A 22,519-nucleotide genomic window follows, 5' to 3' on the forward strand; every position below is an offset into this window, starting at 1 on the left:
CCGATGGTCGCGGTTGTCTCGGGTCAGCTGTCCACGCCCAGGGTGAGCGTCCCCGCGTAGCCCGCCGAAGGCGAACTGCCCAGTGCGCTCAGGGTCAGCAGCCCGGACGCGGCGCCTCCGTCGTCGTAGATGCCGTCCTGGGCGAGGGTGGTGCGCGGGACGGTGTTCGCGGCGTAGGCGGCGAGCGCGGCGACCCGATTCGTGATCGTCTCGTCGAAGAAGAGCTGGCCGGTGTGGAGTTCCTGACCGCCGGTGAACGAGCCGTCGTCGGTGAGCGTGACGTCGGTGTGCACCTTGACGTGGATGTGGACGCACCGGCCGCGGTACCAGCCGGGATACACGGTCGTGAGGCGCGCGACGCCGTCCGGACCGGTGAGCACGCCGCCGCGCAGGAAGGTGCCGTTGTCGGGCTCGTCATGGCCGTTGTTGCCGACGAAGCCGGAGTACTCGCCGAGGGCGTCGCAGTGCCAGATCTCCACCAGGGCGCTGTTCAGGGGCGCGCAGGTGCTGTCGTCGACGACGGTGAGGGTGAGCTCCAGCGGGATGCCGGTCTTGTCCTCGCTGATGTCGGCGCGGACCAGTTGTCCGTCGAGGTAGTAGGGGCCTTCGGTCATCTCCTTCGTGAGGGTGCAGACGGCCGCGGCGGCGACGGGGGCCGGGCCGGCCGCTTCGGGCGCTGCCGCGCCTACTGTCAGGGCCGCGGCGGTGGCGCCGGTGGCGATCAGTACGGTGCGGCGTCCGATCGCGGTGGTTGCCTTGGAAGTGTCTGTCATGGACACGGCACGGTAGGGACGGAAGCTGTTGATGGGCTGTCAGTTGAGCAAAGTGAGCGCCCGTCAAGTTCCTTGCCGGTCAGGTGTTTTCCCCTGCCCCCGGGCCCGGCCGACTACTTGGACTCCACGCGTCCGACGGCGTCGATGCCGGTCGTCAACGCCTCGCTCGTCGCCCGCCAGGCGCCGTCGGCGGGGTCGAACACGGTGCGGAGGTAGGCCGAGACGAGGCGGCCGAGGGCGGTGACGAGCGCGGGATTCTCGTCGGTGGTCTCGGCGGCGTCGTATCCGGCGATCCCGCCGAGTCCGTGCTCCGCGCCGAACAGGGTGAGCAGGGTCTTGGGCGAGGGCGCCAGGTGGTAGGGGTCGGCGTGCCAGTCCGGCCCGATGTCCGTGAAGTGCCGGGCGTCGTCCTTGTCGCCGACGACGACCAGGGCGGGGGTGGTCATGGTGGAGAAGTCGGACGAGTGGACGAACGAGATGGCCTCGGCCATGGGGCCGTTCAGGATGTCGCCGCCCCTGCCGGGCGCCGCCAGCAGCACACCCGCGGTGATGCGGGGTTCGAGCAGGTTCACCGCTTCCCCCGTGTCGGGGTCGGCGTTGCGCGCCCCCAGCAGGAGCCCGGCGGTGTGACCGCCGAGCGAGTGCCCGGCGACGGCGACCCGGGTGCGGTCCACGCGTCCGGCCAGCTGTGGGACGGCGGTCTCGATCGCGTCGAACCGGTCGAGGATGTGCGTCATGTCCTCGGCGCGTGCACGCCAGAAGAAGGGTGCCCCGGGGGCGTCGGCGACGAGGTGGCTCAGGCTGCTGGAGCTGAGGTGGGTGGGCTGGACGACGACGAACCCGTGCGCCGCCCAGAGGTTCGCGAGCGGCGCGTAGCCGTTCAGCGAGGAGAGATGGTGCGAGGGGCCGTGACCGTGGGACAGAAGGATGACGGGCAGGTCGGCCCCGGTCGCCGGTGCGGTGACGCGGAGGTGCAGGTCCACGGGGCGTCCGGGGATGGGCAGCACCACCGGGCCGTACGACAGTACCGGCGCGGCCGGGTCGACGGCGGTGAGCTGTGTGGATGCGGGCATGGCGCTTCCCCTCAGGGTGGTCGGAAGTGCCCGGTTCGACTAATCTGAACCGGAACGCTGCTCCATTTAGTATCCGGAGCACTGTTCCGCTTTGTCAACTGTGCAAGAGGAATGCCTGATGTCCAGCGAGAACCCGGCCGGGAAGACGCCGCCCCGAACCAAGCGGGCCGACGCGCAGCGCAACCAGCAGACGCTGCTCGCCGCGGCCGCCGAGGTCTTCGTCACCTCGGGCGTCGACGCGCCGATCCGCCAGATCGCGGCCAAGGCGGGGGTCGGGATGGGCACGATCTACCGCCACTTCCCGACCCGGGCGGACCTCGTCACCGCCGTCTATCGGCACCAGATCGAGGCGTGCGCCGAGGCGGGCCCTCGGCTGCTGGCCGGTGCCGACTCCCCGTTCACCGCGCTGAGTCAGTGGATCGACCTCTTCGTCGACTTCCTGGTCACCAAGCACGGCCTCGCCGGTGTGCTGTCCGACAGCGCCGGCTTCGAGACGCTGCACACCTACTTCCTCAACCGCCTCCTCCCCGTCTGCACCGAGTTGCTCGAAGCCGCGGCCGCCGCCGGCGAGATCCGCCCCGGCATCGAGGCGTACGAGCTCATGCGCGGCGTCGGCAACCTCTGCATCGGCGCGGACAGCGACCCCCGCTACGACGCGCGCCGACTGGTTGAACTCCTCATCGCGGGGCTTCGCCGATCGTTCTGATTCGTTTGGTGTGAACCGATGGCGGCATGGTCCAACGGCTCTCTAGCGTTGGGCACATGACGGACCATCGGATTGAACTGGCCGACGCCGTGCAGGCGGTACGGGACGAACTGATCACCGCGGCGGCTCGCTCGGCCGACCAGGACGTGACCTTCGAAGTGGGCGACATCGAGCTGGAGTTCAGCGTCGAGCTGCGCAAGGAGATCAAGGGCGGCGTGAAGGTCAAGGCGTGGGTGGTCGAGGCCGGTGCCGATGGAGGCGTCGGCAGTACGCGCACCCACCGGGTGGCGGTCACCCTCAGGGCACTGGACTCCCGTACCGGGCAGCCCTGGAAGGTGCGCAACGACAACAGGGGAAGTGTGGCTCGCTTCGGCAGGAGTGACGAAGAGCAGTGACATTGACCGGGGGGAAGGCGCTGGACCGGGTCGTCGCGGTCCTTACGGAGCACGGGCAGGGCAGCGGGGTGCTCCTGCACGGCAGGCTGGTCCTCACCGCGCGGCATGTGGTGGGCGGCAACGAGGTCGTCGAGGTGATCCACCCGTCGATCGCGAAGCCCGTGAAGTGCGAGGTCGTGTGGGCTGACACGTCCCTCGACGCCGCCCTGCTGTTCGCCGCGTCGGACGTGATCACCCCCGAGCGTGCCGCCCCCCTGGGCCGGATGCGGCTCGGCAGAGTCGCCACCCGCTCTCATCTGCCGGACTGCGACATCGTCGGCCTTCCTGAGGTCCAGCGCTACGGAGACCAGGGCCAGGATCTCGAGTACGACCACTTCCGGGCGAGCGTGCTGCCCATGGCAGGCCGGATGAGGAACGTGATCGTCTGTGAATTCGACCGGCCCGCCGCCGACGAACGCGACCGTACGAAGTCACCGCTGAGCGGGCTGTCGGGAGCCCCTGTCTTCGCCGGCCCCGTGCTTCTGGGTGTGGTCACTCAGGTGCCCCGCGGGCGTCTCCACCACAGGGTCGACGCGGCTCCCGTCGAAGCCGTCCTGGCCACGGTGGAGGCCCTCAGATGGCTGGGTACCTTCGAGCTCAAGGTCGAGGAGATCACCGACGTCCACCCGAAGGACGAACTGTTCGAGGCCCGGTACGCCAAGGACCTGGCCGCGCAGTACCGCAAGACGGAGATCTTCGGCATCGAGGAACTCGGCCGCACCGAGTCCCGCTGGGACCTCGACACCGCGTACCTGAGCCTGGAAGCCGAGGCCGGCGCCCCGCACAGCGAACAAGTTCACGGCGAAACGGCCCGAGCTATCCGCAAGGGAACCGGGTCCTCGGCGCAGCGCATCGACACACTGCTGACAGAACGCCCCCGCGTCCTGCTGCGCGGTCAGGCGGGTGCCGGCAAGACCACCCTCGTCTGGTGGCTCGCCGCCCACGCGGCGAACGGCACGCTCAATGAGAACCTCGCGGAACTGAACGGCCTCGTGCCCTTCGTCGTCCCCATGCGGGAGGTGTACGCGCGAGGCGGCCGGTTCCCGGCGGTGTCGGAACTCCTTTCCGCCGGGAGGGTCATCACGGACGACGCGCCGGAAGGCTGGGCCAGCCGCGTCCTGGAGGCCCAGCGAGGACTGCTCCTGGTGGACGGACTGGACGAGGTCCCCCCTCAGGAACGGGAAAAGGCCCGCAGCTGGCTGTTCATGCTCCTCGACCGGTACCCGCGCACCCGGTGCCTGGCAACCGTCCGGCCGGACGCGGTCGACAAGGACTGGCTCCGCGCGGAGGGCTTCACCGAGCTGACGCTGCTGCCCATGAGCGACGAGGACATCCAGGACTTCGTCACTCAGTGGCATGACGCGGCCCGCCTGGAGTGCGAGCACGTCTACGAGGCCCGACGTTGTGCCGACGAGCGGGAACTCCTCACCATCCTTGAGCAGGATCTCGCCCACCAACTCGGGCAGAACATGGCGCTTCGTGACCTCGCCCGCACGCCGCTCCTGTGCGCCGTGATCTGCGCGTTGCACCGCAGCCGTCGCGGCCTTCTTCCGACGACGCGGTGGTCGCTGTACCGAGCGGCCCTCGCCATGCTCCTCGGCGGCCGCGACGCCGGACGCGGTGTCGCCCGCCCCGATGACCTCGACCTCGAATCGGAGGCACTGCACGACCTGCTGCAACGGCTCGCCATCTGGCTTGTGCGCACCGGGCAGCAGCAGATGACCCACGAGGAGGCGACCAAGCAACTCCAGCTCGCGATGCGGGACATGCAGCAGCTCGATGCCGGAACTGCACCCGCCCGAGTCCTGAAGTTCCTGCTCGAACGCAGCGGCTTGATCCACGAACGGACCGATGACACGGTCGAGTTCATCCACCGTACGTTCCAGGACTTCCTTGCGGCCAAGGAGTTCCACGAGACCGGATACCTTCTCGAACTCCTGAAAGAGGCGGGCAACGAGGTCTGGCGGGATGTGATCGTGCTGGCCGTCGGTCATGCGACACGCAAGGATGCGCAGCGCCTCATCGAAGGAATCGTCGAGTTGGGGGAGGCCGCCGAGCAGCGTGAGAGGAAGTGGTACTTCAATGTGCTCGCCGCTCAGTGCGTGACCAGCCGGACGTCACTGGACGCTGGAGTGATGGGCGTGGTGCGGGAGCGGGTCGGTGCCTTGATGCCACCGCAAACGCCCGGGGAGTCCAGCGACATCGCGGGCCTGGGTGCGTGGGCCGTAGAGCTGTTGCCGGGACCGGACGGGGTGAACCAGAACAATGCCGTGTGGACCGCTCATGCCCTTGCACGGATTCGTTCGGCGGAGGCGCGGCGTAAACTCAAGCAATTCGCGATGCGTCCGGAATTGCATGTCGATCATATGGTCGTCAGCGGCTGGCAGCACCATCCTGTCGAGGAATACGCCCGTGAAGTACTGAAGGGTTCCGATATCCGGGACCTGATCGTCTACAACCGTTCGCAGCTGGCTCAACTGCCACTCACAGGCCCTTTCCCTGGGATCATCGCGATGGGGTCGTACCCTGTGGAAGAACTTGACGCTCACTTGCCGACACGAAGAGTCAACGAGATCGGTGTTTGGCAGAACAAGGAGTTGGAGCACCTTGACTTCTTGCGGAAGCAGCAAGATCTGAGTTCACTCACCGTGATTGGCTGCACGGCATTGCGGGATCTCTCTGCCCTGCCCAACCTGGGTCTGCGAAGCCTCCAGCTGAACGTGGATGGAATAGCCAGTACTGAGCTCAGGCATCTGGACGATCTCCACAGCCTTGAGCGCCTTCGGCTCCAAGGGGTTCCCAGCGGCGGTTGGAGGGCACTGCGACCGCTTCAAGGGGTGCGCGAGCTGTCGTTGGAGTCCGACAGCGACGAATGGTTCGAGGACCTGGATGGCTGGACGAGCCTGGAGGACTTGCAGGTTCGGGGCGAAAACCAGAGCGCTTCAAAGATTCTGCGCGCTGCATCTCAAGCGCCACAGTTGACGCGGCTCGGTCTCTCGATGACATCGCTCCATCACCTGACCACCCTTGCGCCGCTCCCCAACATTCGGGATCTGACGTTCAGCGGGCTGTCGAACTACGCCCACATGACGCAGCTGCGTCGCGTCTTTCCGAGCCTGGAAGAACTGACACTGATGCTCAGGGGGGATTTCGCGGCGCCACTCGACCTGACGGTCCTGCTAGACCTTCCCGATCTGGAGATTTGTGTCGATGGCGTTGCCACGGCACAACCTCGCATCGTGGGCGCCGAAGCGTTCGGCGCCCGCTTCACCAATCAGCTGATGGTGTTTGATGCGTAGCAGACGAAGGCTCCCCACGCCTCCGGCGAAAGCGCCAGCTGACGCTCCTCCGGGGTCTTGGAGTCGCGGACGTGGATGGTGTGGGGGCAGGTGGCTACCTCTACGCAGTCGCCGGAACCACCGCTGCTGTAGCTGGACTTGTGCCAGGCGAGGGCCACCTCTACGCAGTCGTCGCCGGATCCGCTGCTGTAGCTGCTCTTGAACCAGGCCAGTTCCGTGCCGCTCATAGGTCTCCTCGCAGACGCTGCAACAGGCCCACGGAGTCTTCGGGGTTGAGAGCCTGTGCACGCATCTTGGCATACCGCCTCTGGAGGACGCTCACCACCTTTGAGTCGGAGATGAGCTGCCCACTTTCCTGACCTTCGTTGTAGGCGAACCACCGGATCTCCGGCGTCTCCAGAAGGCGGATGGGGCCGTGCAGTCCGGCATGTGACTCCCGGATCAGCGGCATGACCTGGATCTCGACGTTTCGGAGTTGTCCGATCTCCAGCACGTGGTCGATGAGCTCGCGAGAGGCCTCCACTCCGCCTGTACGCCGCAGGAACAAGTGCTCTTCTAGGATGAAGCTGAACTCCGTGTTGGGCCGTTCCCGCAACAGCCTCTGCCGTTCCGCCCGCGCCCCCCACTGGGCCTCGATCTGTTCGTCGGTCAGCGGTGGCAGCTCGTCGACGAACAACTGACGGGCGTACGCCTCCGTCTGCAACAACCCCGGAATCAGACGGCACTCGTAGGTGCACAGCGTGATCGCCGTCGCCTCCAACCGCGCCCACCGCCGAAACCACGCCGCCAACCCCGGCTGCCGAGCTAGATGTCGTGCCGCCCGCTGCAAGGCGCCCGTGTTCCCCAGCACCCCCTCCGCCCGCTCGGCGAACTGCGGATCCGGCATCCGCCGCCCCAACTCCACCGAGGCCACCGTGTGTTTGGACAGCCCCACCCGATCCCCGAACTCCTCCCGGCTCAGCCCCGCATGCTCCCGCAACGCTTGCACGACCGCTCCGAACGTCCGCAGACTGTCCGACGACTCCGGCTCCCCGCCCGTGACCGCACCCGTCCCCACCGCACCATCGACCACTGTTGGTCACCTCCCGTCGCCCATGGTCACGGTTGGTGACGAGTACTGTCCAGTCCGTAACCGCGTACGCTCCCGCACCGTACGCGCCGCTCACCTGGTGAACTGCCCCGCAGGACCGCCAGATTGGGCGCATGCCAGTACCGCTCACCCAGCGCCTCAGCGCCACTCCCCGCGGCGCCCGCCTCGCAAGGCACCTCGCCCTGAACCAGCTGCACGCCTGGGGCATCCCGCACGGCAGCGACGCCTCCGACGCCGTCGCCGTGATCGTCGCCGAGCTGGCCGCCAACGCGGTCACCCACGGCCGTGTCCCCGGCCGGGAGTTCGAGCTGCGCCTGTCGCTCCCCGCGGGCAGCATCCGGATCGAGGTCAGTGACACGCTCACCGAGTCCCGGCCGCCGAAACCCGGCGACGTACGGCGTCCGCAGCCGCTCGACGAACACGGCCGTGGGCTGGTCCTCGTCGAGGCGCTCGCCGACCGGTGGGAGGTGCTGGACCGTGACCCCGCGCCCGGCAAGACCGTCCGTGCGGAGGTGGACCTTCGGCTCCCCTGAACGACAGACCCTAGCCGCGCCGGTCGCGGAGCGCCTCGTAGTGGGTCAGGGCCCGGTGTACGAGGGCCGGGGCGGCGCCCGTGTAGTGGGTGGGGTCGAGGAGGTCGGTCAGTTCCTGTTCGGTGAAGTGGTCGGTGAGGTCCGGCGATCGGGTCAGCACCGTGCGCAGGGGAGTGCCGCTGCGCGCGGCCTCGGTGGCGGCTGCGGTGACCACGTGCGCCGCCTTCCGCCTGCCCAGCGTCGAGGCCAGTACGGCGGCCAGACGTTCGGTGACCAGCAGGCTTCCGGTGAGGTCGAGGTTGTCGCGCATGCGAGCCGGGTGCGGTGTCAGGCCCTCGGTCAGCTCCGCCGCCGTGTGCGCGGCACCGCCCGCCAGCCGCAGGCACTCGCGCAGCGGCTCCCATTCGGCGTGCCAGGCACCCGCGGGACGTTCGTCCTCGGCGAGCATGGCCTGGGTGACGATCAGGGCCAGGGCCGGGACCTGGAGGGCGGCGGCGCGGATCAGCGTGGCCAGCGCCGGGTTGCGCTTGTGCGGCATCGCCGAGGAGACCCCGCGTCCGGCGGCGGCGGGTTCGGCGACCTCGGCGATCTCGGTGCGGGAGAGCGTCTGCACGTCCACGGCCATCTTGCCCAGGGCGCCGGTGACGAGGGCCAGCGCCGCGGCGAGTTCGGACAGCGGCCCACGAGCCGTGTGCCAGGGCAGTACCGGTACGGCGAGGCCGGTCTCGGCGGCGAAGGCGTCGGCCAGGTCGGTGACGTAGGCGGCCGGATCCCGGCCGGCGTACCGGTCGGCCACCGGGGTCGAGCCGGCCCGGGCGTGTTCGAGGTAGCCCGCCAACGTGCCCGCCGCGCCGCCCAGTTGGACCGGCAGGCGGTGCCGTACGTCCCGCAGTCGTTCGCCCGCCTCCAGTACGGCCACCAGCCAGCCCGCGGCCTTGAGGCCGAAGGTGACGGGTACGGCGTGCAGGGCGAGGGTGCGGCCCGGCATGGGCGTGTCCCGGTGCGTCGCGGCCAGGTCTGCGAGCGCGGCCGTGGCGCGGTCCAGGTCTGCCAGGAGCGGGTCCGTGGCACGGCGCGCGACCAGCAGGGCTGCGGTGTCCATGATGTCCTGGCTGGTGGAGCCGCGGTGGACGTGGTCGGCGGCGGCCTCGTCCTCGGCCGCGACGGCCGCGGTCAGCGCCCCGACCAGGGCGACCACGGGATTGGCGGCACCGCGGGCCCGGCGCGCCAGGTCCACGATGTCGAACGGGTGCGTCGCGGCGACGTACGCGATCGTCTCGGCGGCCTTCTCGGGCACCACCCCCAGCCGGGCCTGGGCGCGCACGAGCGCCGTCTCCGCGTCCAGCAGCGCGCGCAGCCATGCCACGTCGGAGGTCGCCTCCTCGGCCCGGGTGCCGGCGCGCACCGGGGTGAGCAGCCCGGAGTCCGGGCCGACGGGCGAAGTACGGTCCGTTGTCATACCGCCGCCTTCGTGGTGGGGGTGGCGTCCGAACCCGGGGGCGGGCAGACGTCGGGCAGATCCAGTGCGGCGCGGGCGATGGCGTCGGCGTCGCTGAGGATCACCGAGTTGACGCCAGGGCGGATGCCGGCGGCGGTCACCCAGTGGACCGACTCCGTCGGCACCCCGAAGACGAATCGGCGCGGGTGCGGGCGGCCCGCGCCGTCGACGGGGTGATAGGGCCGGGGAGTGACGGCGAGTCCGCCGGTCTCGTAGGCGTCGCCACCGGGGTCCGGTATGCGGTGCGGTCGTACCTGCCGGGCGACCGCCATCTGACGCAGCAGCGGGTCGGCGGTGCGACGCAGATCGACGTCGGGCATCCGGGCGTCGATCAGTACGGAAGTCCACACCTCGGAGCCGGGCACGCGGCCCGAGTCGACGGCGAACGCGTGCGCCTGCGGATCGGGCCGGGCCCGGGTAGCGGGGCCGGTCATATGCAGGATGCCGGCCTCGATCAGCGCGAGTGCCTCCTCGGTCCGTCGCACCGGAGGACCGATGGACAAAAAGGCGTTGAGCGGTGTGTACCACCGGTCCAGGTCCTGCCGGTGGGAGTCGCCGGTGAGCCCGGAGTGGTCGACCAGCAGCCGGATCTCGTTGCGCAGGTCCCGCAGCACGTCCACGGCGGCCTTGACCGGTCCGTCGACATTGCCCTCCCGCGCGGCGGCGATGTCCGCGCGCAGATGCCCGATGATCCAGTCCCGGTAGTCCGCGGGACCCGTGAACGTTCTGTCGCCGTAGGGACGGGCCACCAGCTCCCAGTCCCAGCGCAGCTCGGCCGGGATGCCGTACGCGTCGAGCAAGGCCCGCTCGGCGCCGTCCTCCCGGGGCAGGACCGGATAGCGGGCCCGCAGTTCCCCTGCGTCGCGGGCCCGGCCCTGTGCGGTGAGCAGGGCGCCGTAGTAGACGGTCTCGACCTCCCTGGCGAGCAGCGGCCAGATGTCGCGCCGGAAGTCCAGGCCGCCGCGGCGGGTGGCCAGAGCGCGCAGCTTGCCCACCGTCGCCCGGTCGAGCACCACGGGCTCGTGACGTCCGTACGCTCCCTTCTGGTTGGCGCCCCGGGAATGGAAGGGGACCCCGCGCCGGGAACCGGCGTGCAGCACCGGCTCCCGACCGGACGGCCAGTAGCGCAGCCGGCCGTCCCCGTCGCGGTCGAAGGTGCCGCCGCGGCCGAGGGTGAGCAGCGCCATGTAGTCGAAGAAGTTCAGGCCCAGGCCCATCAGGGCGACCGGCTCGCCGGGCAGCACCGCGGCGAGATCCGCGTCCGCCGGGTTGCCCGGGGCGACGTAGTGGAGTCGCTCGGTCCGCGCGAACGCCCTGAACTCCGCCTCGCGCGGGGAGGCGACGGTGGGCAGGTGGCCCTGGGTGAGGACGACTCCGCGCAGCCCGGTGAGCCGTGTCCCGTCCGCCAGCAGCACGCTCTGCGCCGGGCCGCCGTCGCTCCGCTCCGCACCGCCCTCGTTCTCCTCGATGTCCTCGTCCAGCCGGACGGCCTGGGACCGGTGCACCACCACCGTGACGCGATCCGCCGACGTGCCCACCACCCGGTCGTAGACCCACTCCAGGTAGTGCCCGTAGAAGGCCCGGGTGGCATAGGAGTCGGGTCCCAGTCCGGCCGCCTCGGCCAGCGTCTCGTCGGGGTACTGGCGTCCGCCGAAGGAGCCGATCAGCACCAGGAAGCGGGCCCACTCGTGCAGGCTCGGCCCCGGCCGCAGCGGGCCGCGCAGATCGACGCTCTCGTCCGGGAACATGGTCACCTGGGAGGCGACGGTGTTCATCAGCAGATGACGCGACTGGGCCGGGCGCCAGACCCTTCCGGGGCCGGGAGGATGCGGGTCGACCACGTGCACCACGATCCGGCTCTCCGGTACGGCCTCGGCGTTCGCGCAGATCCGCTCCAGGACGGCCAGTCCGCGCGGCCCCATGCCGATGATGCACAGGTCGAGCCGTGAACCGTCCATCGCTGCCTCTCCCGTCAATTCCTCGATGTCGGCCCGGGATCCGGTGCCTCGGCGACCGGCGCGGGCGGGTCCATGGTGTCCACGCCGGGCGACGACGACGTGCGCAGTGGCGACAGGTAGGCCAGTCCGGCGATCAGCAACCTGAGCAGGGCGCCGATGGTGATCAGTACGTAGATGTCGTGGAAGGAGCTCTCCACCGCGCCCGCGAGGAGGGCCGCCACCGGGATCGAGGCGAAGGCGAGCATGCGGGTCGTCGCCACTACACGACCCAGGAGATGGCCCGGGACGATCCGTTGGCGGAGGGTGAACCACGCGACCGGGTTGATCGAGCCGAGGGCGAAGACCAGGCCCCAGACGACGGCGATGCCGACGGGGTCGCGGACCGGAACCAGGAGCAGGGTGACCAGGCCCGCCAGTGCCGTCGTGCCGATCAGGATGTGGCCGGGGGGTCTGCGGCGGATCAACCGGCCCGCGACGGCGGCCCCGATGACGGCTCCGACTCCCTGGGCCGCCAGCACGATGCCGATGACGTCCGGTTCGAACGCCCGGTAGTCGGTCAGGTAGTAGATGAAGTTGGCCTGGATCAGCCAGATGGCGAAGTTGGTGCCGGTGAACATCAGGGAGCCGGCCATCAGGACCTTGTTGTCCTTGAAGATGTACCGGACGGCCTCCTTCATCTCACCGAGGAACGAGGGCCTTTGGGGTTTTCGCGGTGCCGTGTCCTGCGATGCTGTCGTGCCCTTGCCCAGCCCGCGGATCAGCAGAATCGCCGCGCCCGAGACCAGGAACGACCCGGCGTTCAGGAACACCGTGACGTCGAAGCCGAACACCGCGACCAGGCCGCCGGCGATGGCGGGGCCGGCCATCGCCATGATGTTGTCGCCGGTCTGCATCCAGGCGTTGGCCTGGCCGAGCCGCTCGGACGGGACGATGTCCGGCAGGAAGCTCTGGAAGGCGGGATGGTAGATCGGCTCCACGCAGGACAGCAGGAACGCGGCGACGTAGATCGGCCAGAGCGTGTGGATGTCGAGGACCACCAGAATGCCGAGGCAGCCCGCGATGACGCCGGCCGTCGTGTCGCCGGCGATCAGTAATCGGCGCCGGTCGAAGCGGTCCGCGAACACCCCGCCCGGCATGGACAGCAGCAGGAACGGCACGTACTCGATGGTGTACAGCACGGCCGTGCTCAGGGCGGAGCCGGTGAGGTGCAGTACGAGGAGGGGCAGCGCCAGCCGGTAGACCCAGTTGCCGAGCGAGGACGCGAGATAGGCGGTGAGCAGTACGTAGTAACGGCTTCCCATGCGAGGCATCCTGGCGTAACCCACGCCATCCGAGCGCTGCTCCACACCACTCACCGCACGAACCTCGCCAGCCCGTCTACCGTGTCTCGGTGAGCGCGGTCGCCGTGGTCGTGTCGACGGCGTCCTTGCCGCAGACGGCGCAGTCCTCCAGTCGCTCCCAGCGCTCGCTCTCGCTCATCTCGTAGTCGTCGAAGCGCAGTTGCATCAGCCGGCCCGCGGCGACCGGCGGGGCGATGCCGGTGATCAGACGGGTGAGTTCGCCGACGAGGAAGCCGGTGGTCATGGTCACGAGCGGACAGAAGGCGGCGTTGTCCCCGCCGATCTGGCGCTCGCGCTTCTCGGTCAGCAGGCGGTCGGAGACACGGTCCTCGTGCAGCACCTGGCGGCGCCAGCAGGCGATGCAGCCGGTCTGTCCCGGGATCATGGTGAAGTACACCGCGCGCTGGGTCTCCAGACCGCCGGTGACGAGCGGCTTGCGCTGGAGCACACAGCCCTCGTTGACCCAGTGGGCGAGCTCCATCTTGGGCCGGTCGGCCACCGAGATCACCACGTCGGCGCCGTCGATCACGCCCAGCACGTCCTGGGTGGAGCCGATCTTCAGGCTCACCGGCTCGATGTCGATGTGCGGATTGAACAGTCGCACGCGCTCGGCCGCGAGATACAGCTTCTCCTGGCCGATGTCGCTCTCCCGGTAGAGGATCTGCCGGTTGAGGTTGGACAGTTCGACGCGGTCGAACTCCACCGCCCGAACGTGCCCGATGCCCATCGCCGCCATGTCCAGCAGCAGATGGGTGCCGAGCCCGCCCAGGCCCAGCAGCGTCACGCGGGCGTCGCGCAGCCTGCGCTGGAGGTCGTACTTGTTGTCCGCGAGGCGGGCGTAGGACCCGAAGAAGTTGATGTTGCGCGCCCAGCGGTCGAGTTCGTGGCCCTCCAGGATCCCCTCCGGGGCGACGGCCCCGTTGAGCAGGAAGCCGGCCTCGTCGAACTGCTCCACCGCCGCCGCGACTTCCTCGGCGGACACCTCAGGGAAGTCCGCGGCGAGATCGCGGTGCACCTCGGTCACGGTCCGTGTGCCGTCGAGGAGTTCGAGCAGCCGGCGGATGGATCCCGTGGGGTCGTCGATCTCGGTCACCTCGCCGAAGCCGCCGATGTAGACGGTGTCGCCGGAGCCGAAGAGGGGCGAGGTGTGCTTGAGCTGGGGCAGGATGCGCCCGTCTGTGGGCATGGTGTGGCCATCCCTTCGTGATACGTGGCGAAAGCGCGATACTTGATGACAGCCCCGCCCGCTGCCCGGGCGTCCGGCCGGAGGATCCCGTCGGTGGGCGATTACGGCGCCCACCGACGGGATCCCTGGAATCCACGGAGGTCAGACGGCCCTGACGAGCTCGGTCACCTCCGTGCTCGGCGGGCCTCAGCCCTCGACGGTGCTGCCGGCGATGCTCGCCTTGCGTGTCTTCATGGCAACGGTCATCTCGGTCCCCTCCCTCCTGACTGGTCGGTGTGGATGCTCCGCGCCCTCACCGGGGTGGGGGCGCGGAAGTCAGTGGAGCTGCCGGGTCAGGGAGTTCAGCCCGGTCAGCTGGTCCCGCAGGGTGTGGGCGGCGCGGCGCCAGTCGTCCGCCTCGGCGGTGCGGACTCCGGCGGCGCCCAGGAGTTCGTGCGGTGGCCGGGTGTCGCCGGCCGCCAGCAGGCGATGGAACCGGGGGCCGAAGCCCCCCGGGTCCTCGTCGAAGCGGTTCAGCAGTGCCAGGGCGGCCAACTGGCCGTAGATGTAGGGGTAGTGGGAGCCCGGGTCGGTGAACAGCGGCCCGAGGTAGCTCCACCACATGCGGTAGCCGTCGGTCAGTTCGACGGCAGGTCCGTACAGGCCGCGCTGACCGTCCGTCCACAACTCGGCGATCCGGTCGGCCTCCAGCGTGCCGGTCTCGCGCAGCTCCGTGCGCAGCGCGACCTCGAACCGGTGGAGGGCGGCATGTCTACCGACGGCCACCAGCTGGTCCTCCAGCCAGCGTGCCAGCACGGAGGCCCTCGTGTGCCGGTCGGTGTGGCCGGCCAGCAGCGTGCGCACGGTCATGGCCTCGCAGAACAGGGCGACGGTCTCGTTCACCATGGACGGCGGGTTCGCGGCCAGGAACGGCTGCTCCGAGGCGAGCCGCATGTGCACCGCGTGCCCCATCTCATGGCCGAGGGTCAGGACGTCGCGCAATCGGCCGGTGAAGTTCATGGAAATGCACGGCAGTTGTCCGGGGATTGCGCGAGTGAAGGCACTCCGCTGTTTTCCCGGACGGGGTGCTGCATCCACCCGGCCATCGTCAAATATTGATCGGGTAAGCTTTTCAAGACTTGGGCCGACTTTACGGAATGAAGCGATCACCACATCGACGGCATCCGGCCACGCGATGTCCTGTACCGAATTGTCGAGAGGCGCGTAGCGGTCATAGTCGGCCAGTCGGTCGAGCCCCAGAAGCGTGCACTTCAGCGCGTAGTAGTCATGAACGATCGGGGTGCATTCATCGGCCACGGCGAGAAGGGCGGCGACTTCGTCCGGCCGGATCTGGTCGGCGAAGTGACGTGATTTCAGCCAATCCGTGCCGCGCAGCCCGGCCCGTGCCTCGCCGTCCGCGACGATCATGCCGAGCGCGGTCGCACGCAGTTCCAGTTCGGGTTCGAGGGCCCGGTTGATCGATGCGTGCGCCGTGGCCCGCCTGGCGCGGTCCGGGCTGTAGAGGGTGGGGAGGGCCTCCCCGAGGGAGCGTGTCCCGCCGTCGAGCTCGACGCGGATGCGGGCCAGCAGTTGCTGCGCCAGGCGCTGCCAGCCCTCGGTCCCGGTCGGCAGCAGTGCGGCGAGCGCCGCCTCCTGAGGCCCGCCCGGCCCCTCATGGGCCGCCGCTGCGCGAGTGCGATGGGCGAAGTGGTGGTACGGGCCGAGATCGCCGGGTCCGGGGTGGGCGGCCAGTCCCGGCTCGAAGAACTCCAGTTCGGTGGCGAGGCGGGCCCACTCGCCGTCCAGGCGGCGCAGCAGCCCGGTCGCGGCCGGCCCCTGGTCGTGGAGGGCGTACAGCAGTTCCGCGTAGACGCTGACCCGCTGAAGCTCGACGACGCATCGCTCGTACCGACGGATCCCGTCCAGCAAGGCATCGGTGTCCAACTCCGTCATCCGATCACGTAATCGACCGGAGAGGGCCTTGGAATCCTGACTTACGGCGGTCAGGATTCTGTCGATTTCCTGGGAATCCGGGGCCGGAAATATCACGGCGGGATCCCATGCCGGGCAGTCGCTCTCGACCCGCCCCCCGTACTCGGCGGAACTCACGCATACCCCCGTTCGGTGATCCGTCCTGGGTGCCGAGAATTCCTTACGACTTCCTACCCTAAACATGCCGCTGAGTGAGTGTCAACGAACAAGCGGTTCGGCTAGCGGAGTTGTGAATTCCATCTGTCGGGAAGGATGTATTCCGCCGCGCTTTCGGCTGGTCAATCAATTTGCGCGAGTGATCGAAAGCGGAGCCCGGGCGGGACGCCGTCGACCGGGGGCGCGGGACAGAAGGGGCTGCGGGAACAACGGCGGGACGCCGGTGCTGGAGTCGCACGGCAGCGTCATCGGCCCCGGCGGACAGTCGATCATGAACGACGTCGACGGCGACCTGATCGTCTACCACTACTACGACGGCAACGACAACGGCACGCCCAAGCTGGGCATCAACCTTCTGAACTGGAGCAGCGGATGGCCCGTCGCGTACTGACCCTGCCGCAACGCCGCCCCAAGGGGCGCTACCCGGCCTGCATCCCCGCCGCATTCGGCCAGCTCTGACTGTTCGGCCACCCCGTCGCCGGCGCCGGCGTCAACCCCGGCCCCGTGGTACCCCGTACCTGCGCCGCCGTAAGCCCCCCACGGGCCGGCACCCCAGGTGGCGTGGGCCCGGGCGGCACCACGGCCGCGGCCGGCGCCACAGGCGACGGGAACGGCATCGGGGTGGGGACAGGAGCGGGCGGGGGCATGGGCGCGGGAGCCGGCGCCGCGGCCGGGGCCACCGGAACCGGCGCCGGCATCGGCATGCCGCCCCCCTGCGGCACCGGCTGCGGCACCGGCTGCGGAACCGCCTGCGGCTGAGGCGCCGCAGGCATCGGCGCCGCCATGGCTTGCGCGGCGAGGCCCTGCATACCGGCGCCGTTGGTGGAGCTGACCAACCGGTCCACGGCCGCCGTACCCGAGCTGTAGTTGGTCCCTGTACCGAGCTCGGGTACGGCGGCTCCCCTCCTGGACCCGTAGAGCACCTGCTCCAGGCCGGACACCAGGCGACGCACGTCCACCTGGGGGCGCACCACGAGTCGCAGGAAGCGGCTGGACGAACCGATCTTGTTTCCGCACTCGCGGACCAGGATCCGGTGCTCGGTGAGCAGCCGGTCGCGGACCACGGTGCCCTCGGCGCCCACGGGAAGGCGCACGAAGAGGAAGTTGCCCTGGGACGGGTAGACCGTCAGGCCGGGCAGCTGGGCCAGGTGGCCGGCCATGTCGAGGCGGTCCTTGCGCACCTGGTGGAGGCTCTGCGCGTACTCGGCGCCGTGGTTCTTGAGCATGAACACCACGTGCTCGGCGAAGGCGTTGAGGTTCCACTTCGGCAGCATCGAGCGGACCATGCCGGCCAGGGCCGGGTTGGCGACGAGGTAGCCGAAGCGGATGCCGTGCAGACCGAAGTTCTTGCCGAGGGAGCGGAGGACTATGACGTTCGGCCGCAGCATCGCCTCCTGGACCACCGACGGCTCCTGTTCGGCGTCGGCGAACTCCAGAAAGCTCTCGTCGATGATGACCAGGTCAAGGTCGGCCATCGCGTCCATGAACTGCACGAGCGCGTGCTTGTGGAGGTAGCCGCCGTCGGGGTTGTTCGGGTTGCAGATCACGGCCACCCGCGTCCCCCGGGCGCGGATGAACTCGGCGTACTGCGCGAGGTCCAGGGCGAAGCCGCTGGACTCCTGGAGCGGGAACATGTCGACCCGCTTGCCGGTCTCCATCGGCTGGTCGGTCCAGCGGCCGAACGTGGGGACGGGGATGGCGAGGGACTCACGGACCATCAGATGGTCGATCCAGGTGATCAGCTCGGTGGATCCGTTGCCCATCGCCACGCACTGCGGCGGAAGCTGGAGCAGGCTGCACAGTTCGGCCGTGATCGTGTCGGCGCTGCTCGGGTAGTACGTGATGATGTCTCGCAGCCGGGCCCCCATGTCCTGGAACATCTCCGGCGTCGGGAAGTACGGGTTGCAGGGAATGCAGAAGTCGACCGGACCGGCCCCGTCGCCGCCCTCACGCGTCAGCGCCGCCATCGACGGGCTGTGTGCCGCGTTGCTGCGGAACAGCGAGGTGACGTTGTCGGCCATGGAACCTCCGTATGGGGCGGGCCCGGTGGGGACGACCGGGCCCGTCGTCTTTGGGTGGCCCGCGCGGGGGAGCACGGGCCGCCCTTACATACGGAGGCTGGGGTGGCGCTGTTCAACTACTGAGAAATCGGCGAGAACTTGTGTGCCACCTGTGAAGAACCGTCAGAAGGGACGGATCAACGGCCTCAACGGCCTCAGCGGCTGAACGAGTGGACCGTCGTCGAACGGTACGTCTGCCCAGGTCGCAGCACCGTCGACGGGAACGACGGCTGGTTCGGCGAGTCCGGGAAGTGCTGTGTCTCCAGGCACAGCGCGTCGCCCTGCCGGTAGATGCGGCCGCTCGGGCCGACCAGGGTGCCGTCGAGGAAGTTGCCGGAGTAGAACTGCAGGCCCGGCTCGGTGGTCGCCATCCGCAGGGTGCGGCCGGAGGACGGGTCCTTCAGGGTGGCGATCCACTCGGGGCGCGGCGAGATGCCCTTGTCGAGGACCCAGTTGTGGTCGATGCCCTTGCCGTACAGCAGCTGCTGGTGCGCCTCGCGCAGGTCCTCGCCTATTCGCTTGGTGCGGCGGAAGTCGAAGGGGGTGCCCGCGACGGGGGCCAGCTCACCGGTGGGGATGAGGCCCGAGTCGACGGGGGTGTAGCGGGAGGCGTCGATCTTCAGCCGGTGGTTCTCGATCGTGCCGCTGCCCTCGCCGGCGAGGTTCCAGTAGACGTGGCTGGTGAGGTTGACGACGGTGGCCTTGTCGGTGGTGGCCTCGTAGTCGATGCGCCAGTCGCCGTGCCGGGTGAGGGTGTACGTCACCTTCACCTTGAGCGTGCCCGGGTAGCCCATCTCGCCGTCGACGGACGTGTAGTACAGGTGCAGGCCGACGTCGGAGCCCTTGGTGAACGGCTCGACGTCCCACACCCGCTTGTCGAAGCCCTTGGCTCCGCCGTGCAGGCTGTTGTCGCCGTCGTTGACGGACAGCTGGTAGGCCTTGCCGTCCAGGGTGAACTTGCCCTTGGCGATACGGTTGCCGTACCGGCCGATCAGCGCGCCGAAGTACGGGCTCTTGGCGACGTAGTCCTCGATGTTGTCGAAGCCCAGGGAGACGTTGGCGCACCGGCCGTGGCGGTCCGGGATCTCCAGGGACTGCACGATGCCGCCGTAGGAGAGGACCTTCATCCGCGTGCCGCCGTTGGCCAGCGACCAGCTGTAGACCTTGGTGCCGTCGGCGAGCTTGCCGAAGAGCGACTTCACCGGCGTCCTGCCTCCCGTGGCGTGCGCGCTGCCGACCGTCGCGGCGGTGATCCCCGCCGCCGCGGCGCCGGCTATGACCGTACGTCTGCTCATGTCCATGTGCGGCTCCTGCTCAGGAAGTTGAACTGGAAGTGGAAGGGCCCCGCCTTCCGGCGGGGCCCGTGGGCCATGCCGCCGGATTCCCGCCTGTCCCGCGGCGTCTGGCACGCACGCTCGCCGCGTTGCCGAACCGCCCACGTGGCTCCTCCCCCACGCTCGAACCGAGCTTCGCTCGACTCGCGCGGGGGCACCCCCATCGAGGGCGGCTCCGGCGCCTTGCGATCGCACGCTCCCCCACGCTCGAACAACCTCGCGCGGGGGTGCCCCCATCGACGCCGACGGGACCCGCCCTCCGGGCGGACGCCGGGAATCCGGCGGCAGGGCCCTGGACTTACGAACCGACCTTGCGCTTGTTCCATACGTCGAATCCGACCGCCGCCAGCAGTACCAGGCCCTTGATGACCTGCTGCCAGTCGGTGCCGATGCCGACGAGGTTCATACCGTTGTTCAGCACGCCCAGGACCAGGCCACCGATGATCGCGCCGAGGACCGTGCCGACGCCGCCGCTCATCGACGCGCCGCCGATGAACGAGGCCGCGATGGCCTCCAGCTCGAAGTTGAGGCCGGCCTTGGGAGAGGCCGCGTTGAAGCGGGCGGCGAAGACCAGACCCGCCAGGGCCGCGAGCATGCCCATGTTCAGGAAGACCAGGAAGGTGACCTTCTTGTCCTTCACACCCGACAGCTTGGCCGCCGGAAGGTTGCCGCCGATCGCGTAGATGTGGCGGCCGATGATCGCGTTGCGCATCACATAGCCGAAGCCGACGAGCAGCACGCCCAGGACGAGCAGCACGATCGGGGCGCCCTTGTAGCTGGCCAGCAGCATCGTCAGCGTGAGGATGGCGGCGCCGATCGCGACCAGCTTCAGCAGGAAGAGGTTGAAGGGCGGGACGTCCAGCGAGAACTCCTGCTGGCGGCGGCGGTCGCGGAACTCCTGGAAGACCACGAACGCGATCATCGCGAAGCCGAGCAGAAGTGTGAGGTTGTGGTAGTTGGTGTTCGGGCCGACCTCGGGCAGGAAGCCGTTGGCGACCTTCTGCAGCCCCTCCGGGAACGGGCCGAGGGTCTGGCCCTCAAGGAAGATCTCCGTCAGACCGCGGAAGATCAGCATGCCCGCGAGGGTCACGATGAAGGATGGTATGCCGCCGTAGGCGATGAAGAACCCTTGTGCGGCGCCCGCGAGGGCACCCATCGCGAGGCAGAGGATGACGGCGACCGGCCATGGCAGATCGTTCTTGACCATGAACACCGCGGCCATCGAGCCGATGAACGCCGTCAGTGATCCCACCGACAGGTCGATGTGGCCCGCGATGATGACCAGCATCATGCCGATCGCGAGGATCAGGATGTAGCTGTTCTGCAGCACCAGGTTGGAGACGTTGCGCGGCAGCAGCAGGTCGCCCTCGGTCCACACGGCGAACAGCACCACGATCAGGCCGAGCGCGATCAGCATGCCGTACTGCCGCATATTGCGGCGCATGCCGTCCAGCACCAGCTGGAGCAGGCCGTCGGCCGCGGCCCCTGAGCTCTTCCCCGGCGGCGCGGGGGCCGGGCTCTTGGCGGTCACATCCGTGCTCATCGGGATACCTCTTTGTCCTTTGTCATCTGACGCATCAGCGATTCCTGCGAGGCCTCTTCCCGCGAGAACTCGCCGGTCAGCCGCCCCGCGGCCATCGTGTAGATGCGGTCACACATGCCGAGCAGCTCCGGCAGCTCGGAGGAGATGAAGACGACCGCCTTGCCCTGGGCGGCCAGCTGGTCGATGACCGTGTAGATCTCGTACTTGGCACCGACGTCGATACCGCGCGTCGGCTCGTCCAGGATCAGCACGTCCGGACCCGCGAAGATCCACTTGCTGAGGACGACCTTCTGCTGGTTGCCGCCGGACAGCTTGCCCACCGGCTCGAAGACGGTCGGCGCCTTGATGTTCATGGACTTGCGGAAGCCCTCGGCAACCTGCCGCTCCCCGTGCTCGTCGACCACACCCCGCTTGGCGACCTTGCCCAGCGCGCTGAGCGAGATATTGCGGTTGATGGTGTCGATGAGGTTCAGGCCGTAGTGCTTGCGGTCCTCGGTGACGTACGCGATGCCGTGCTTGACCGCCTCGGGGACGGACTTCGTACGGATCTCCGTGCCGTCCTTGAGGACCGTGCCGCCCGCGTAACGGCCGTACGTCCGCCCGAAGACGCTCATCGCGAGTTCGGTGCGGCCGGCGCCCATCAGGCCCGCGATGCCGACGATCTCCCCGCGCCGCACCTGGATCGACACATCGTCGACGACCTTGCGCTGCTGGTCGATCGGGTGGTGCACGGTCCAGTTGCGGATCTCAAGGGCGGGGGCCGCGCCCTCCTCCGGCTCGTGCGGGCTGCGGTCGGGGAAGCGGTTCTCCAGGTCCCGGCCGACCATGCCGCTGATGATCCGGTCCTCGGTGGTCTCCGGCGCCTTCACATCGAGCGTCTCGATGGTCTGGCCGTCGCGGAGGATCGTCACCGAGTCGGCGACCTTGCGGATCTCGTTGAGCTTGTGGGAGATGATGATCGCGGTGATGCCCTGCTTCTTCAACTCCAGGATCAGATCCAGGAGTTTGCCGCTGTCCTCGTCGTTCAGGGCCGCGGTCGGCTCATCGAGGATGAGCAGCTTCACCTTCTTCGACAGCGCCTTCGCGATCTCCACCAGCTGCTGCTTGCCCACGCCGATGTCGGCGACGCGGGTGTCCGGGTGGTCGGAGAGGCCGACCCGGCGCAGCAGTTCGGTGGCGTGCCGCAGGGTCTCCCGCCAGTCGATGAACCCGCCCTTGGCGTGTTCGTTGCCGAGGAAGATGTTCTCCGCGAGGGAGAGGAACGGCGACAGCGCCAGCTCCTGGTGGATGATGACGATGCCGCGCTGCTCGCTCGCCCGGATGTCCTTGAACTCGCAGACCTCCCCCTCGAAGAGGATGTCCCCCTCGTAGGTGCCGTGCGGGTGGACGCCGGAGAGGACCTTCATCAGCGTCGACTTGCCGGCGCCGTTCTCCCCGCAGATGGCGTGGACCTCGCCCTGCTGGACAGTCAGTGTGACGTCCGACAGCGCCTTGACGCCGGGAAAGGTCTTGACGATCGAGCGCATTTCCAGGACGGGTCCCGCCATGGTCGTGCCTTCCAATCA

The 22,519-nt window shown here is 68.9% G+C and carries 17 protein-coding genes and 1 pseudogene; 5 read left to right on the top strand and 13 right to left on the bottom strand.

The window, feature by feature from the left end:
- Positions 1-23: 23 nt before the first annotated feature.
- Positions 24-773 (bottom strand): intradiol ring-cleavage dioxygenase, encoded by a 750-nt coding sequence (locus ACZ7NC_RS22985; RefSeq protein ID WP_471490805.1) that lies wholly within the window; start codon positions 771-773, stop codon positions 24-26.
- A 113-nt stretch (positions 774-886) separates the two neighbouring features.
- Positions 887-1,846, bottom strand: coding sequence for an alpha/beta hydrolase family protein (locus tag ACZ7NC_RS22990; protein ID WP_471490807.1), 960 nt, complete (start codon positions 1,844-1,846; stop codon positions 887-889).
- A 118-nt stretch (positions 1,847-1,964) separates the two neighbouring features.
- Between ACZ7NC_RS22990 and ACZ7NC_RS22995 the strand changes: the two genes are divergently transcribed.
- The 3 genes from ACZ7NC_RS22995 to ACZ7NC_RS23005 are packed head-to-tail and all read left to right on the top strand — an operon-like array spanning position 1,965 to position 6,285.
- Positions 1,965-2,552 carry a TetR/AcrR family transcriptional regulator gene (locus tag ACZ7NC_RS22995; protein WP_471490808.1) on the top strand — a complete coding sequence of 196 codons (588 nt, stop codon included), beginning with the start codon at positions 1,965-1,967 and terminating at the stop codon, positions 2,550-2,552.
- A gap of 56 nt (positions 2,553-2,608) precedes the next feature.
- The gene (locus ACZ7NC_RS23000) at positions 2,609-2,947 is read left to right on the top strand and encodes a trypco2 family protein (protein WP_471490810.1); all 339 of its coding nucleotides are present in this window, start codon (positions 2,609-2,611) and stop codon (positions 2,945-2,947) included.
- Positions 2,944-6,285 carry an NACHT domain-containing protein gene (locus ACZ7NC_RS23005; RefSeq protein ID WP_471490811.1) on the top strand — a complete coding sequence of 1,114 codons (3,342 nt, stop codon included), beginning with the start codon at positions 2,944-2,946 and terminating at the stop codon, positions 6,283-6,285. Before ACZ7NC_RS23000 ends, ACZ7NC_RS23005 begins: the two co-directional genes overlap by 4 nt.
- On the opposite strand, the gene ACZ7NC_RS23010 is transcribed toward ACZ7NC_RS23005, so the two are convergent.
- On the bottom strand, positions 6,261-6,512 hold the full coding sequence (locus ACZ7NC_RS23010) for a DUF397 domain-containing protein (RefSeq protein WP_471490813.1): 252 nt from the start codon (positions 6,510-6,512) through the stop codon (positions 6,261-6,263). The genes ACZ7NC_RS23005 and ACZ7NC_RS23010 overlap by 25 nt on opposite strands.
- Positions 6,509-7,357: a helix-turn-helix domain-containing protein gene (locus ACZ7NC_RS23015; RefSeq protein WP_471490814.1), complete on the bottom strand. Its 849-nt coding sequence runs from the start codon at positions 7,355-7,357 to the stop codon at positions 6,509-6,511. The genes ACZ7NC_RS23010 and ACZ7NC_RS23015 overlap by 4 nt, the downstream gene beginning before the upstream one ends.
- 131 nt (positions 7,358-7,488) lie before the next feature.
- On the opposite strand from ACZ7NC_RS23015, the gene ACZ7NC_RS23020 reads away from it, so the two are divergent.
- Complete coding sequence (locus ACZ7NC_RS23020) at positions 7,489-7,908, top strand: ATP-binding protein (protein WP_471490816.1); 420 nt, start codon at positions 7,489-7,491, stop codon at positions 7,906-7,908.
- A 10-nt stretch (positions 7,909-7,918) separates the two neighbouring features.
- Here the strand turns inward: ACZ7NC_RS23020 and ACZ7NC_RS23025 are convergent, their stop codons facing one another.
- From ACZ7NC_RS23025 to ACZ7NC_RS23045, 5 genes are all read right to left on the bottom strand, one after another.
- On the bottom strand, positions 7,919-9,367 hold the full coding sequence (locus tag ACZ7NC_RS23025; RefSeq protein WP_471490818.1) for a nitrosuccinate lyase: 1,449 nt from the start codon (positions 9,365-9,367) through the stop codon (positions 7,919-7,921).
- A complete protein-coding gene (locus ACZ7NC_RS23030; protein ID WP_471490819.1) occupies positions 9,364-11,364 on the bottom strand; it encodes an FAD/NAD(P)-binding protein in 2,001 nt (666 codons plus the stop codon). The genes ACZ7NC_RS23025 and ACZ7NC_RS23030 overlap by 4 nt, the downstream gene beginning before the upstream one ends.
- Before the next feature lie 14 nt (positions 11,365-11,378).
- Positions 11,379-12,665 (bottom strand): MFS transporter, encoded by a 1,287-nt coding sequence (locus ACZ7NC_RS23035; protein ID WP_471490821.1) that lies wholly within the window; start codon positions 12,663-12,665, stop codon positions 11,379-11,381.
- Between the two features lie 76 nt (positions 12,666-12,741).
- Positions 12,742-13,890 carry a PqqD family peptide modification chaperone gene (locus ACZ7NC_RS23040; RefSeq protein ID WP_471490822.1) on the bottom strand — a complete coding sequence of 383 codons (1,149 nt, stop codon included), beginning with the start codon at positions 13,888-13,890 and terminating at the stop codon, positions 12,742-12,744.
- Positions 13,891-14,205: 315 nt separating this feature from the next.
- Positions 14,206-15,822: a M3 family metallopeptidase gene (locus tag ACZ7NC_RS23045; protein WP_471490823.1), complete on the bottom strand. Its 1,617-nt coding sequence runs from the start codon at positions 15,820-15,822 to the stop codon at positions 14,206-14,208.
- Positions 15,823-16,222: 400 nt separating this feature from the next.
- Here ACZ7NC_RS23045 and ACZ7NC_RS23050 point away from each other — a divergent pair.
- A pseudogene (locus tag ACZ7NC_RS23050) lies at positions 16,223-16,408 on the top strand (arabinan endo-1,5-alpha-L-arabinosidase); the annotation flags it as partial.
- A gap of 28 nt (positions 16,409-16,436) precedes the next feature.
- On the opposite strand, the gene ACZ7NC_RS23055 reads toward ACZ7NC_RS23050, so the two are convergent.
- From ACZ7NC_RS23055 to mmsA, 4 genes are all read right to left on the bottom strand, one after another.
- A complete protein-coding gene (locus ACZ7NC_RS23055) occupies positions 16,437-18,038 on the bottom strand; it encodes a pyridoxal phosphate-dependent aminotransferase (RefSeq protein ID WP_471490824.1) in 1,602 nt (533 codons plus the stop codon).
- Between the two features lie 194 nt (positions 18,039-18,232).
- Positions 18,233-19,378, bottom strand: a complete 1,146-nt coding sequence (locus ACZ7NC_RS23060) for an aldose epimerase family protein (RefSeq protein WP_471490825.1) — start codon at positions 19,376-19,378, stop codon at positions 18,233-18,235.
- 331 nt (positions 19,379-19,709) lie between these two features.
- A complete protein-coding gene (mmsB, locus tag ACZ7NC_RS23065) occupies positions 19,710-20,954 on the bottom strand; it encodes a multiple monosaccharide ABC transporter permease (RefSeq protein WP_471490827.1) in 1,245 nt (414 codons plus the stop codon).
- On the bottom strand, positions 20,951-22,501 hold the full coding sequence (gene mmsA / locus ACZ7NC_RS23070) for a multiple monosaccharide ABC transporter ATP-binding protein (protein ID WP_471490829.1): 1,551 nt from the start codon (positions 22,499-22,501) through the stop codon (positions 20,951-20,953). Before mmsA ends, mmsB begins: the two co-directional genes overlap by 4 nt.
- Between the last annotated feature and the right edge of the window lie 18 nt (positions 22,502-22,519).

The organism is Streptomyces sp. NPDC111802, assembly GCF_055634335.1.